12 protein-coding genes are annotated in these 13,922 nt (G+C 63.9%); 7 read left to right on the plus strand and 5 right to left on the minus strand.

Translation table 11 applies throughout. The annotated features are described in order from the left end of the window. Positions 1 to 9: 9 nt before the first annotated feature. The 3 genes from H2LOC_RS02240 to H2LOC_RS02250 all read left to right on the plus strand — a co-directional run bounded on the left by H2LOC_RS02240 (position 10) and on the right by H2LOC_RS02250 (position 2,459). Positions 10 to 300, plus strand: coding sequence for a hypothetical protein (locus H2LOC_RS02240; protein WP_136494900.1), 291 nt, complete (start codon positions 10 to 12; stop codon positions 298 to 300). 250 nt (positions 301 to 550) lie between these two features. Continuing rightward, positions 551 to 913, plus strand: coding sequence for a hypothetical protein (locus H2LOC_RS02245; RefSeq protein WP_136494901.1), 363 nt, complete (start codon positions 551 to 553; stop codon positions 911 to 913). A gap of 325 nt (positions 914 to 1,238) precedes the next feature. Beyond that, the gene (locus H2LOC_RS02250) at positions 1,239 to 2,459 is read left to right on the plus strand and encodes an MFS transporter (RefSeq protein WP_136494902.1); all 1,221 of its coding nucleotides are present in this window, start codon (positions 1,239 to 1,241) and stop codon (positions 2,457 to 2,459) included. A 19-nt stretch (positions 2,460 to 2,478) separates the two neighbouring features. On the opposite strand, the gene H2LOC_RS02255 is transcribed toward H2LOC_RS02250, so the two are convergent. From H2LOC_RS02255 to H2LOC_RS02270, 4 genes are all read right to left on the minus strand, one after another. Further along, positions 2,479 to 2,886, minus strand: a complete 408-nt coding sequence (locus H2LOC_RS02255) for a DUF2147 domain-containing protein (protein WP_136494903.1) — start codon at positions 2,884 to 2,886, stop codon at positions 2,479 to 2,481. 43 nt (positions 2,887 to 2,929) lie between these two features. After that, positions 2,930 to 5,530, minus strand: a complete 2,601-nt coding sequence (locus H2LOC_RS02260) for an MMPL family transporter (RefSeq protein ID WP_136494904.1) — start codon at positions 5,528 to 5,530, stop codon at positions 2,930 to 2,932. A gap of 454 nt (positions 5,531 to 5,984) precedes the next feature. Then, positions 5,985 to 7,286 carry a L,D-transpeptidase family protein gene (locus tag H2LOC_RS02265; RefSeq protein WP_202620514.1) on the minus strand — a complete coding sequence of 434 codons (1,302 nt, stop codon included), beginning with the start codon at positions 7,284 to 7,286 and terminating at the stop codon, positions 5,985 to 5,987. A gap of 281 nt (positions 7,287 to 7,567) precedes the next feature. Further along, positions 7,568 to 8,521: an acetyl-CoA carboxylase carboxyltransferase subunit alpha gene (locus H2LOC_RS02270; protein WP_136494905.1), complete on the minus strand. Its 954-nt coding sequence runs from the start codon at positions 8,519 to 8,521 to the stop codon at positions 7,568 to 7,570. Positions 8,522 to 8,770: 249 nt separating this feature from the next. On the opposite strand from H2LOC_RS02270, the gene H2LOC_RS02275 reads away from it, so the two are divergent. From H2LOC_RS02275 to H2LOC_RS02290, 4 genes are all read left to right on the plus strand, one after another. Next, positions 8,771 to 9,646, plus strand: coding sequence for an alpha/beta fold hydrolase (locus tag H2LOC_RS02275; RefSeq protein ID WP_136494906.1), 876 nt, complete (start codon positions 8,771 to 8,773; stop codon positions 9,644 to 9,646). 246 nt (positions 9,647 to 9,892) lie between these two features. Next, entirely contained in the window at positions 9,893 to 11,518 is a 1,626-nt protein-coding gene (locus H2LOC_RS02280) for an inorganic phosphate transporter (RefSeq protein WP_136494907.1), read from the plus strand. A gap of 291 nt (positions 11,519 to 11,809) precedes the next feature. Then, positions 11,810 to 12,064, plus strand: a complete 255-nt coding sequence (locus H2LOC_RS02285) for a zinc-finger domain-containing protein (RefSeq protein ID WP_136494908.1) — start codon at positions 11,810 to 11,812, stop codon at positions 12,062 to 12,064. Continuing rightward, entirely contained in the window at positions 12,061 to 13,260 is a 1,200-nt protein-coding gene (locus H2LOC_RS02290; protein WP_136494909.1) for an FAD-dependent monooxygenase, read from the plus strand. Before H2LOC_RS02285 ends, H2LOC_RS02290 begins: the two co-directional genes overlap by 4 nt. Here H2LOC_RS02290 and H2LOC_RS02295 read toward each other — a convergent pair. Then, entirely contained in the window at positions 13,251 to 13,853 is a 603-nt protein-coding gene (locus H2LOC_RS02295) for a TMEM175 family protein (protein ID WP_154331545.1), read from the minus strand. The two genes, H2LOC_RS02290 and H2LOC_RS02295, sit on opposite strands and share 10 nt — an antisense overlap. Positions 13,854 to 13,922 lie beyond the last annotated feature (69 nt).

Below are 13,922 nucleotides of genomic sequence, written 5' to 3' on the forward strand. Positions count from 1 at the left end.
GAGAAGCAAATGACGGCGTCGGTAAACTTCGAACAGATATTCGATCGAGCCCTTCCGATTGCGAACAATGTGATGTTGACCGTGACCGAGGCGCCGGAGGATGAGCGCGACCTGCTCGAAATTTTGGAAGGAGCCATGATGCGCGGCATGCGCGAACATGCCCAGTTGACGGCGATCCATGTTCCTTTCGAACGCTTTCCCCACATGGACTCGAAATTCTGGCATATCCCGGTCGAAGACAGCGGGGACCCCAAGGTGCTGCGCTTTTTCTTCGAGACGCCTTATCTGGAGGCCGCCTGATCGGAGAAGAGCACGGATATTGTTCATCCCCTGGCCTTTTCCTCGCTGTTTTGATCGCTCTGCCGCGAGCGCATTCCCCGAAAGCTGACATGCTTTTGAGATAAGAATGCGCTCCACTCATCCGATCTGGCGCGGTTTCTATCGCTCGGACGCTCCATTCGAGCGGAGAACGCGGCCGAAGGCGTCGTTCTTGACGCAGGCGGCGCCGACGTTAGCTAGTCTTTCGCGGCGTTTTCAGGGGAGGGCGCTTATGAGAAAATTTCTGGCGATAATATTGGCTGCGGGCGGAATGTTGCTCTTCAACCCGCTCGGCGCCGCGGCTCTGCCGGTGAATGGCTCGATACAGTCGGATTCGGTCAAGCTGCAATCGCCTGTGCAGCAGGCGAGACTATATTGCTATAACCGCTATACCGGGCGCTTCCTGCATTGGGGGCCATGCGGGGGTTATGGCTACTACCGGCCTCATTACTATCACCCCTATCATTATTATCATCGTCACTATTATCATCCTTACCGTTATTATCATCGCTATCACTATTATAGGCCTTACCACTACCACTATTACCGGCCTTATTACCATCACTATCACAGGTGGCATCGCCACTACTGGTGAGAATGACGCGCCTTCCGTCTGGACGGAATCGTTCGAAGGATGCGCGCGGCGAACGCCCGATCGGCTCGCCCAGGCCGGCTCGCGCCGGCCTCGGCTCCTGATCGGCGTCTGATACCGTTCCTGGATCGCCGCGGAGCTTACGCTCGTCGCGATGACGGCGCGAGCCGCTTCATTCAGCCGGAAACCGTATGAGCGGTCGGCCGTGCGTCGACGGCGCCGCAACTGAAGGCGGGGCGAGACGCAATTCGGCCCGATCCGCGCTATTTGCCGCAGAACCCTGTTTTGCGGCGCAGAGCAGTTGCGTCGCTCGCCGGATGCAGCGACCATGGCCTTCACCGCGCTCGACGGGCTCAATTTCTTCCTTGCCGATGTCCGAGGCGGCCTCGGGCCTTATGTCAATGTCCTCCTGGTGACCGAGGCGCATTGGAGCCAGTTTGCGGTCGGGTCGGTGCTGATGGCGAGCGGGCTGATCGGCGTCGCCGCGCATCCGGCGGTCGGCGCGTTCATCGACCGCACCCACGCAAAGCGCGAGGCCGTAATCCTCGGAGCGTTTCTACTGTCCGGCTGCGCCCTGGCGATCGCAACCTGGCCGATACTTCCGGTCGTGCTGGTCGCCGACGTCGTCATGGCGGTCCTCGGCGGCCTGTTTGCGCCGTCGATCGCGGCCATAACTCTCGGACTTTACAACCGCGAGAAGCTGGCGGCGAGGCTCGGGCGAAACGCCGCCTTCGACAAGGCGGGCAATGTCTCCATAGCTCTTGTCGCCGGGATCATCGGGGTGACGGTGTCGCAAAAGGCGCCTTTTTATCTCGTGCCGATCTTCGCCATATTGACGACCGTCGCGGCGCTCTCGATTCCTGGAAGCGCCATCGACAATGCCCGGGCGCGCGGCCTGGAGGCCAGCGCGGATCACGGGGAGCATCCGGCCGGCTGGCGGATTCTCCTCCATGATCGTCCGCTTGTGATTTTCGCGGCGGCAGCCGCCGTTTTCCACTTCGCCAATTCCCCGATGCTGCCGCTGGTCGCGCAAAAGCTGGCGCTGGCCAATCCGGGGTGGGAGACGGGCGTCACCTCCGTCTCGATCGTCCTGGCGCAGCTCGTGTCCATTCTGACCGCTCTGCTGGTCACCCGCGCCAACGCCATCGGGCGCCGCCCGCTGCTGATCGCCGCCTTCGCCGCGCTGGCGATCCGGGGCGGTCTTTGCGTCTGGTTCGGCGACCCGGCGGCCCTGCTGCTGCTGCAAGCGCTCGACGGCGTGACGGGCGGCCTTTTCGAGGCCTTGCTGCCCCTCATTCTCGCGGATGTGATGGAGGGAACCGGCCGCTACAGCCTCGCCCGCGGCGTGGTCGGGACCGTGCAGGGGATCGGCGGCTCATGCAGCCAGGCCGCGGCCGGCTTTATCGTCTCCCGAGCGGGCTATTCCGCGGCCTTTCTCGCTTTGGCGCTCATTGCGGCGGCGGGGCTCGTTCTGGTGCTTTTCCTGCTCCCGGAGACGCGGCCGGCCGATATGAATAAAACGGCCGGGTTAGACCCGCGCCGGCGCTGAAGCCGACGCCGTTCCCGTCTCAATGCGCGCCCTTGACCGGCGCCGGCGCCGGCGCCGGGGCCTTCGCCACGCGGGTCCAGGTCTCGCTCTGGCAAAGGAAGGCGATGAGGCATCCGCTCAGGGTCAGCTGGTTGGGTGTATCCAGCGTGATCGTGCCGAAGTAGGTCTTGCCGTTCTCGGGATTGAAAAGGTCGCCCTTCCACTGGTTCGGCGCGGTCTTCTTGGCGTGGCGCAGGACGACCGGGGGCGGCGATCCGTCGGGCAGGGGAATGACGCCGCGAGCGCAGAGCTGGCCGTCGCAGTCGTAGAACTCCAGCTTCTCGCTGTTGCCTCCATGACGCAGCCAGGTTCCATATACCGCTTCGGCGGCCAGGGCCGGAGCGGACGTCAGCAAAGCCAGAAATATGAAAACGATCGATTTTCTCATGGCGGGAAATCCTATCTCGAAGCAGGCGGTGCCGGAGCGGCGATCACAACGCGGAGCCTTCCCCGGTTGTTTGGCGCTTGGGCGGAGGGCCGAGAAACGCCGGAACGACGATGAAGGCGGCGAGCAAAGTAAAGAACAGCGAGATCGCGAGCAGCTCGCCCATGCTTGCCGTGCCCGGATGACTGGAAAAATACAGGCTTCCGAAGGCGGTTCCGGTTGTGAGCGAGCTGAAAAAGATAGCGCGGGTCAGGCTGGACGCCAGCATGTCGACGATGCCCTTGCGCCAGGCGATGACGTAGTAGATGTGGAACGCGACGCCGACGCCGAACATCAGTGGCAGGGCGATTATATTCGCAAAATTCAGCGAAAGGCCAAGGGCGTCCGCAGCCTCGAGGCTCACGACGCCGGCGAGGACCAGCGGGCCGAGCGTGAGGGCGACGTCGGTCGCCTTTCGCAGCGCGACCGCAAGGATGATGAAAATCGCGGCGAAAGCGTAGGCGCCCGCCTGGATGAAGGCGCGAACGATCGATTTTCCCGCCTCCGATATGCCGATCGGCGCGCCGCTGGCGTTGGGCGCGATCTTTTCCACGGCTTCCGCGAAGCGGGTCAGGACCTCGCGGTCGTTGCTGTCGCCCTTGGGCGCGGCTTCGACGCGGAACTGTCCGTTGGCGGACACCCAATCCTGCGTGATCTCGACCGGCAGGTTCTCGAAGGTGACGCGCCTGGCCTGCAGCGCCTCGCGCAGCTGCCCGAGCATCTGGTGAAAATCGCCGAAGGCGGCGATGCGCGCGTTTTCCCGGATCGTAGGATCGGAATCGGCCAGCGCCTCGACAGCGTCGGCGAAGCGGACGACAGACGGGGGAATATTGCGGCCTCCGAGGCGGCGCAGGGAAGCGGCGGCCTGGGTCAGCGCTTTGACGGTCGCCTCGTCCGTCGGCGCGGGCTTCACCTTCGGATCGACGACGCCGCTCAGCTCCTGCGCCGCATCCTCTATCACCGGCAGCTTTTCGTCCTGATCCTTGGGAATGAAGCTCTCGACCGTCGTCACGCGATCGACTTCGGGAAGCTGCGAAAGCTTGCTCGCCAGCCCGTCCGCAGCCTGCAGCGAAGGGGCGAGGATTTCCACCGTATTGATTGCGGTTTTGGGGTCTTTGGAGAGATCGATGAAGGTCGCGACCGATTCGACGCGCTGGTTCCGAAGATCCATCGGGTTGGAGTCGAAGGCGAGATGCATCAGGAAAGGGGCGCCGGCTAGAGCCGTCGTGACCGCGGCTGCAATGACCAGCGCTCTATGCCGGGCGATCCAGTGGTCTATCGAAGCGAGAGAGGCGGTCTGCAGAGGCAGCTGTTCCGCCCTGGGCTGCAGCAGCTTGATCAGGGCTGGAAGGAAAGTCAGCGTCGCGACATAGGCGATGATCATGCCGAAGCCGGCGATGAGCCCGAGCTCCGCGACGCCGAGAAACTCGGTCGGCAGGAAGCAGAAAAAGCCGGCGAGCAGCGAAACCGCCGCAAGTGTCAGGGAACCGCCGATCTCTCGCGTCGCGTTCACCAGCGCGAGATCGAGATCGCCGCCCTTGTGGCGCTCCTCCCGGTAGCGCGTGGCGAACTGAATGCCGAAATCGACGCCGAGGCCGATGAAGAGCGCAGCAAAAGCGACCGATATCAGGTTGAAGCGCCCGATCAGAATAATGCCGAGCCCCGCCGTTATCGCGAGGCCGGCGAGCAGCGTCGCCAGAACCGCCAGTATCAGCTTGGGCGACCGCAAGGCCAGGAAGAGAATGAACGTGACGATGACGAGCGTGATCGTCAGATTGGAGCCCATATTCTCCGAGATCGTGGCGAATTCGTCGTCCGCGAGCGCAGCCTGTCCGGTCAGTCTCAGCTTTACCCCGTGGGCGGGGTCCAGATCGAGCTTTGCGGCGGTGGCGCGCACCAAGGCGATGGCGTCCTGCGCAGGCTCCAGCGCGGAAAAATCCAGCACCGGCTTGACGAGCACGATCCGGCGCACGCTGGGGGCGTCCTCGGCGAGCGTTTCCGGCTTTCCTCCCGCGAGCAGCTTGTCCCAGGATACGCGGGCCGGCTCGCCGACCAGCGCGTTTTCGAAGGCCGTCGAGAATTCGTCGAGCGCGGAGGAATACATCGCCAGGGCGCGCGGGTTGCGCTCGACCTGCTTGTAATTGGCGGTCAAAGCCGCGGTCAGGCCCCGAAGCGTCGGGTCCTCGGCCAGAGGCAGAAGTATGTCGCGCTGGCCGATCAGCATTCCCATCTTGTGCTGCAGATCGTCGACGCCGAGGAACAACAGTCCGTTGGTGCGGAAGAACCGGTTGTCGTCCGGACGCCAGGAGCGGGATATCAACGGCGCCCCCTGCAGCGCGTCGTTCAGCCTTTTGGCTGAGTTTTCGGCGTTTTCCGGGGTATCCGCGTCGATGACGGCGATAAGCAGGTCATTGAGCTGAGGAAAAGCTTTGTATAGCTCCGCCTCGTTGTGACGCCAGGGAATCTTGATCGAGAAGAGGTGTTCGGTATCCGTGTCGATAGCGAAGCGCGCCGAGGTGAAGTAAGCGCCGGCGCCGGTCAAAACAAGGAAAAGCAGGACGATGGTCTTGGGCCAACGCAAACAAAAGCCCACAATTTTCTCAAGCATCCAGTCTTTCCTCGACCCTGAACGCAACTCCGGCGCGCATTTGGCTCGCATGAAACGGCGCGCGCGACGGGCGATAGCCCCCGATCGCGGCGCTGCGGCGTATTCTTGCCGCAAAACCGCGCCAACTTTCGCAAGAACGCGCTCCCGGCCGTCTGCGAGCGTCCGGTTGCGGCGCGGTTCTCCCGGCGGTTGATCTTTATTCTCTATACAGGTCTACGCCGCGGGCTCCAACTGCGCGGTCGAAGCGCTTTCGGCGAGAGTAAACAGGCTTCTACGGAATATGCGCTCCAGACTCTCAATCCGGGGCGATATTTGCCGGCGCCGTTCGAGCCGGAGGAAGCCGCGTTGCTGTCGCAAAAGCATGCCCGCCTTTGCGAAAACGCGCCGTGGCGGCCGATCGGGTTGGGATAGGGGGACGAGATGACGAGGGCGAGGGTTATCGGCGGACGGCCGGCTACTTTTTAAGCTGGGCGTCGCGCAGCGCCTTCTCGAGAGAGCCGATCTGGGCGCTCTTGGGGGCGGCGTCCTTCTTCTTCTGCCCGGTCGAAGCGGCCGGCGAAGGCTCCGGCTCCTTATGCAGACTCTGCCAATCGCGTACCGAAACCTTGCCGGGAACCTCCGGCGCCGAGGCGAGCGCCGCTACAGCGTCGGCGTCGGCGCCTTTGCCGGTGGCCGGAACCACCGTCTTGCCAGGATTCAGCTTGGCCGTCTTCACCGCTCCGGGGCTCGCCGAATCTCTCGGCGCCGGCTTCCCGTGAGGCTTGATCGAGGCGGTCGTCGCGTTTTCCTCCATGGCGACTTCCATGGGAGGGACCAGCGCCTCGGGTCGGCTGACCTCGGCGACCCGCGAGGCGAAAGAGGGATGTTGTCCGCCGTCCTGATAAACCAGCCGCACCGGTTTGACGGTTTCCGACAACTCGGCGATCCGGGCGTTGTCCTGGGCTTCCTTCTCCCGGACGGCCTGCGCGACCTGCGGGTCTTCCTTCAGCGGAGGGCAAGCGGCGGCGGGTTCGAGGCGCGCGCCGTTCGCGGCGACGGCGTCGAACACATAGCGCTTGCCGCAGACCCCGACGGCGGGCTCGCGCTTCGAGACCTCGAAATGGTCGTTGCCTTCCTTGAGCTGCTTCCAGAAGGCGATGTTCGGGTCGAGGCGATGACGGGCCATGTTCTCCGCGGTCATGCGGAACGGATAGGACTGCATCTGCACCGCGTTCTGGCCGTTGTTCAGCGAGCTGCGGACGATGGCGTAGATCTCGGCGATCTGGCGGTCCGTCATGGAGAAGCAGCCCATGGAGGAGCAGACGCCGTGCACCATGATCGTGCCGCCCGTGCGGTTCCAGGCGCGATCATAGGCGTTGGGATAGCCTACGTTGAAGGAGAGATAATAGGAGGAGTTCGGATTGAGCTGACCCGGCGCGATCGAGTAGAAGCCTTCCGGCACCTGCCGGTCGCCTTCGCGCGTCTTGGGGCCGAGCTGTCCCGACCAGCGGCACATGGGGTAGGTCTTCACATGGACGTAGCGCCCGTCGGAACGCATCTTCCAGACCTCGAGCTCCGCTTCTTTCTTGAAGGCGCGGATCAGCGTCGGCGCTTCCTTCGTGCTGCCGGCCTGCTCCATCAGGGCGACGGTCTCCGAGGGGATGGGCGCCATCGCACGCTGGGAAAGCGAACTGCCATCTTCGCAGGCCGCAAGCGCCGCCACAGCCGAAATCAGGCCGGAACGGGCCAGAAGCTGCAAGGGTCGGCGTAGTGTCATGCTGGCTCCGCTCACGGACGCGAGGGACACGCGTCCAAGATACCGTGAAATTTAGGCTATCAGAGTAACACCGACTTCACCATTCGACGGATAAATGCCCATATAAGGTAACCAAAGAATTGAGACTATTCGATGGCCCCAGGCGGGCTGACGAGCTCGAGTCGGGGGGAATCGATCCATGGCGTCGCATTGTCCGGAACGAGCCCCGCCAGAGCGGCGCTGAACGCGACCGGCTGGAAACCGGATTCCGGGCGCTGGAGCGCGCGGGTGGGCGGGAAGCCTTAGACTTTCCGGCCTATCGCCAGGAATTTTTCGGCCCGCAGGGTCTGCACCTGCTCCCGCGAGCAGGTGGAAAGGCTCGACAATTCGTGATGGATCGCTTCTCCCACCGAGGCGATCGCCGCCGCGGGGTCGCGGTGCGCCCCGCCGGCCGGCTCGGTGATGATCACGTCGATGATGCCGAATCTCAGAAGGTCCTGGGCGGTGATCTTCATGCTGGTCGCCGCTTCCTGGGCCTTTCCGGCGTCGCGCCAGAGAATCGAGGCGGAGGCTTCGGGGGAGGCCACCGTGTAGACGGCGTGCTCGAGCATCAGCACCTTGTTGCTGGCCGCGATGGCTATGGCGCCGCCGGAGCCGCCTTCGCCGAGAATCACCGCCACATTGGGAACGCCGAGCTGCAGCGAGACGTCGGTGGAGCGCGCGATGGCTTCGGCCTGTCCGCGCTGCTCGGCGTCGATGCCGGGAAAGGCGCCGGCGGTGTCGACGAGAGAAATCACCGGAATGTCGAACCGGTCGGCGAGCTCCATGAGGCGCACCGCCTTGCGGTAGCCCTCGGGGCGGGCCATGCCGAAATTATGTCGCAGGCGGCTCTGGGTGTCGGAGCCTTTCTCCTGGCCTATGATGCAGACGGGCTGGCCCCGGAACCGGCCGAAGCCTCCCACGACGGCGTGGTCCTCTCCAAAGGCGCGGTCGCCGGCGAGCGGGGTGAAATCGACGAGGAGCTGGCGGACGTAATCGGAGAAATGGGGGCGTTCCTGGTGACGGGCCACCTGAATCTTTTGCCAGGGCGTCAGCGTCGCATAGAGATCGACGAGCGCTTTGGAGGCTTTTGCCTCCAGCTTGTTCAGCTCTTCGGAAATGGAGACGGCGTCCCCCTGGCTCGCGAGCTGGCGAAGTTCCTCGACCTTTGTTTCAAGTTCGGCGACCGGCTTTTCGAAGTCGAGATAGGCGCGCATGGGAGTGTTCGAGACTTTCCCTTGAGGGTGATTTTTCGGCTTGCCGCGAGCGCGCGGAAACTGGCTGTAACATGAGGGGAAGTCAAGCCGCCGGCCTCGATCGAGGAACTCCATCCGCCCGATGACCCTGGCCCGCGCCCCGAAAGGAGGATGGCGGAACGCGCGCAGCGGCTCCATGATTAACTACATTGCGGAGGGCGATTCTCTTCTGTTCCCCTGTCAACGCAGGCAAATTTCAGGATCATGGATATGCTTGACGCCGTAGCGCATCCTCAAAGCCGGTTTTACCGATCCGCCGACGGGCTCACGCTTCATTATTTCGATTGGCCGTCGCCGGACGAAGGGCTCGCGCCGGTCGTCTGCCTGCCGGGGCTCGCCCGGCCTGCGGATGACTTCGACTTTCTGGCCCCGGCGCTGGCGGAGCAGGGGCGGCGCGTGCTGGCGCTCGACCATCGCGGGCGCGGCGCCTCCCAATGGGATGAAGACTGGCGGCATTACGATCTCAGCGTCGAGCAGGACGACATATTGCGCTTCCTCGCCGATGCGGGCGTCTCCAGCGCCATATTTGTCGGAACATCGCGCGGCGGCCTGCACATGATGCGACTCGCGGGGGCTTTCCCGGGCCTCGTGCGCGCGGGCGTCCTGAACGACATCGGCCCCGAAATCCCGGTCAAGGGCCTCATGGCGATCAAGCGTTACGTCGGCAAGCTGCCCGCTCTTGCGACCCTGGATGACGCCATAGGCCTCATGCGCCTCACCGCCGGCGAGAAATTCTCGGCCGTGACCGCCGGGGAGTGGGAAATCTTCGCGAGACATACTTTCGAAGAGAAGAACGGGAGAATGGCGTTTCGTTACGATCCGGCGCTCGCCCATACTCTGGACGACGTCGCCGAGGACATGGAGCCCTATGATTTTTGGAACGGGTTCGACGCCCTGGCGCAGGGGCCGCTTCTGACGCTCCGGGGCGAAAACTCCGATATTTTGACGCCGGACATCCTTCAGCGGATGGCCGCGCGCGCGCCGCGCATGGAGCGGCATACGATCGCGGGGCAAGCCCATGCGCCGCTGCTGCTCGACGCCCCGACGATTGCCTGCGTGACGGATTTTATCCGCCGGGTCGCGTAAACCCGCTGTAACGCGCTCGGCGCATAGGGTCGAGAGAGGCGCTGCGGAGCGAAAAACCTCTATATAGCGCGTATTTATAATGCATTCGGCCGCAAGGCCTTCAATCTGCAAAACAATGTAAGGGGGCCGGCGCATTCTGGCCGGAAGAGCGCGAGTCGACAACAACCGTCATCGGAATGTCATGTATCTGTCGTGGCGCGCGGCTAGGGACCTCATGCATTAATATGCACTTGACTGGAGCAATAAATGACATCGCTCGCTTCCGACGCGGGTTTGCGCGTCGATGCAGGGTCGCATGACCCCAAACCCAAGCTGGATCAGCCCACGGGCGTTCAGGGGGTTCTCGCTTTCCTCGGAATCACGGCGCTCGGCCTCGCCTATACCGCCTGGAGCATCTATCGCGATCTTCAGGACGCCGGCGCGCCGGTCACCACCATGCTCCCCTTCGTTCTGCTCGGCGTGGCGCTGCTGATCGCGCTCGGCTTCGAATTCGTGAACGGCTTTCACGACACCGCCAATGCGGTCGCGACCGTCATCTACACCCATTCGCTGAAGCCCAACATCGCGGTGGTGTGGTCCGGCTTCTTCAACTTTCTCGGCGTGCTGTTCTCGACCGGCGCGGTCGCCTTCGGCATCGTTTCGCTGCTGCCGGTGGAGCTCATCCTCCAGGTCGGCTCCAGCGCCGGCTTCGCGATGGTGTTCGCCCTGCTGATCGCCGCGATCATCTGGAACCTCGGCACCTGGTGGCTTGGCCTGCCCGCATCGAGCTCCCACACGCTGATCGGCTCCATCATCGGCGTCGGCATCGCCAACGCCCTGATGCGCGGTCGTGACGGAACCTCCGGCGTCGATTGGGGGAAGGCGACCGAGATCGGCTATTCGCTGCTGCTCTCGCCTCTCGTCGGCTTCGCTTGCGCCGCGGGACTGCTGCTCATTCTCAAGTTCCTGGTGCGCAAGCCCGAGCTCTACTCCGAGCCCAAGGGCCAGACGCCTCCGCCGTGGTGGATTCGCGGCCTGCTGATCCTGACCTGCACGGGCGTGTCCTTCGCTCACGGCTCGAACGACGGGCAGAAGGGCATGGGCCTCATCATGCTGATCCTGATCGGCACGGTTCCCACCGCCTATGCGCTCAACCGCGCCTTGCCGGCGAGCCATGTGGCGGAATTCTCCAAAGCTTCGCTCGCCGCCTCCAAGGTGGTGGAAGCCAAGGCCGCCGGCTACCAGATCATCGGCGACCCGCGTGCGGCGGTGACCAATTATGTCGCCAAACACGAGCTCAACGAGGGAACCTATCCTTCGCTCGCGGCTCTGATCCGCGACATTTCGCGCCAGATCGAAGGTTACGGCGCGATCTCCAAGATCCCGTTCGCGACCGTCGGCAACACCCGCAACGACATCTATCTCGCTTCCGAAGCCTTGCGCTTCCTCGCCAAGGACAAGGAAGCTCAGCTGACCGCCGCCGAAAAGGACACGCTGGCCGCCTATAAAGGCGTCATCGACAAGGCGACGAAATTCATCCCCACCTGGGTGAAGATCGCGGTCGCCCTCGCCCTCGGCCTCGGCACCATGATCGGCTGGAAGCGCATCGTCGTCACCGTGGGCGAGAAGATCGGCAAGGAGCACCTCACCTATGGCCAGGGCGCCTCGGCCGAACTCGTCGCCATGGCGACGATCGGCGCCGCGGACACCTTCGGCCTGCCGGTGTCCACCACCCATGTGCTGTCGTCGGGCGTCGCCGGCACCATGGCCGCCAATGGCTCGGGCGTGCAGATCGCCACGCTGCAGAAGCTGCTCATGGCCTGGCTGCTGACGCTGCCCTGCGCCATCCTGATCTCGGGTTCGCTCTACTTCATCCTGAGCCGGGTGATGTAAGGCGGTTCAGCCCGTCCGAGCAGCGCGAAATGCGCAGCAGGCGTTCGTCGGGAAGCCGACGGACGCCTGTTTCGGTTTTGAACAGGAAGCCGGCGCTCGGGGGCAAATGCATGCGCTGCGCGCTTATGGCGCAGTGGCGCCGCGCGCGCGAAAGCGGGAAAGCCGGGGAGGCTTCCGAAGCGCCGGCGAAACCAGACCAGTTACCCTCTATTCAGCGGCCCGTCGGTGCAATATACCGGACTTTGATAAGGTTTTCGGCCCCAGGGCCATAGACACGGATCGCCTCTGCCCATGTCCGATCACTCCACGCCCCACTATCATAACCAGCCCGGCGTCTCCCAAATCCGCGTCGGCGCCAAGGAATTCATGTGCGTGGGGGCGCTGCCGCCCTTCGACCATCCCCATGTCTATATCGACATGGGCGCTTCGAACGAGGCCGTCTGCCCCTATTGCTCGACCCATTACGTCTATGACGCCTCCCTCCATGGCGGCGCAGACCCGGCCGAGTGCGTTTATGCGGCTGCGGAGCCGGCGACCGCAGCGTGACCGGGCCCGATTGCGGCAAACCGCCCATCGTCGTGGCGGGCGCGGGCATCGGCGGTCTGACCGCCGCCCTGAGCCTGGCCCGCGCCGGCCGCAAAGTTACGATCCTGGAGCGCGCTCCTGTGATCGAGGAGGTCGGGGCCGGGCTTCAGATCGCCCCCAACGCTGGGCGCATCCTTCAGGGGCTCGGGCTGACCGACGCGCTGGAAGCGGCGGCGTTGCGGCCTGACGCGATCAATATTCGCCGGGCTCGCGACGGCGAGGTTGTCGCCCGTCTGCCCCTCGCCGAAGCAAAAGACCGCTGGGGAGCGCCGTTCCGCCTGTTTCACCGGGCCGATCTGCAGCAGCTTCTGCTGGAGGCGGCGCGGCGCGACGGCTCGATCGCCATAGGAGTCGGCGCCCGGGTGGGCGATTTCGAGGAAGACGGCGGCGCCGTTTATTTGCGCGTGCATAAGGCCAAAGGCGCACAGGACATGGAGGCTTCGGCTCTGGTCGGGGCCGATGGCGCAAGATCGTCGGTGCGTTCCTTCCTCCGGCGCGACCAAAAGGACGAGCCCGCCTATTCGGGCCACACCGCCTGGCGCGCGATTCTCCCGGCGGAGCTTGCGCCCGCGGCGTTTCGCGCGCGGGAGACCCAGCTGTGGCTCGGCAAAGGCGCGCATGTGGTTCATTATCCGTTGCGCGACGCCTCCATCATCAGCGCCGTCGTGATCGTCGAGGACGGCGGGCGCCATGAGGCTCCCGACCAGCCGCAGTCCCTCGACGGCGCCGCGCTGCTGCGGCGATCCGGATTGGCCGGCTGCGCCGGCGCATTGAGGGATCTGATCGAAGCCGGCGCGTCATGGCGCCGCTGGCCTTTGTACCTGCGTCCCGCTCTCAATGGCTGGAGCCGCGGCGCGGTCACGCTTCTGGGGGACGCTGCGCATCCCATGCTGCCTTTTCTGGCGCAGGGCGCAGCGCAGGCGATCGAGGACGCTCAATCTCTGGGGAAGGCTTTCGCCGAGAATGCGGCTTCGGACCTCGCCGTCGAAGCCTATGAGCGCGAGCGGATCGCACGGGCGACCAAGGTCCAGCGCGCGTCGCGCCGGCAGGGCGATTATTTCCACGCCGGTTTCCCGCTCGCCCAGGCCCGCGACGCGGCCATGAAAATATTGGGAGGGCAGGGTATGCTGATGCGCAACGCGTGGCTCTACCGCTGATTTTCCGCCCGTTCGCTCGCAGCCTCGATTTCTCTTTCAATCCTTTTGTCAGGCGCCAGCCAGATCAGAGCGACCAGGGCGTAAAGGGCCATCGCGGCGTAGGGCGTGGCGAAGGAAAGCGCTATTCCGCAGACATAAAGCGCGAGCGAGACCTTTCCCTTGCGATCGGAGCCGATAGCCTTCGCTATTCTTGTCTCGAGCGCGCCGGTTTTGATGAGCAGACGAGAGAGAATGAAATAGGCGATGGCCGGCAGCAGCAGGGTGACGCCGTAAAGAGCGGCCGGGGCTTCCGCAAATCGCGTTTCGCTGAGCCAGGCGGTGGAAAAAGGGATCAGCGAGAGCCAGAACAGCAAATGGGTGTTGGCCCAGAGAATTGCGCCGTTCACATATCGCGTCCCTTGCAGCAAATGGTGGTGATTGTTCCAGTAGATCGCCACATAGGCGAAGCTCAGGGCGTAGGCCGTGAATGTCGGGGCCAATGGAAGCAGCGCCTTCCAGTCGGAGGAATGCGGCGCTTTCAGCTCGAGGACCATGATCGTTATGATAATGGCCAGCACGCCGTCGCTGAATGCGGTGAGTCGTTCCTTAATCACTCGAGGCTCCATTTATACTTCTGTTGACTGTATGCAGGTACTTCCGACGCGCAACCCCCAATGGATGGT

The organism is Methylocystis heyeri, from assembly GCF_004802635.2.
GTDB lineage: Bacteria > Pseudomonadota > Alphaproteobacteria > Rhizobiales > Beijerinckiaceae > Methylocystis > Methylocystis heyeri.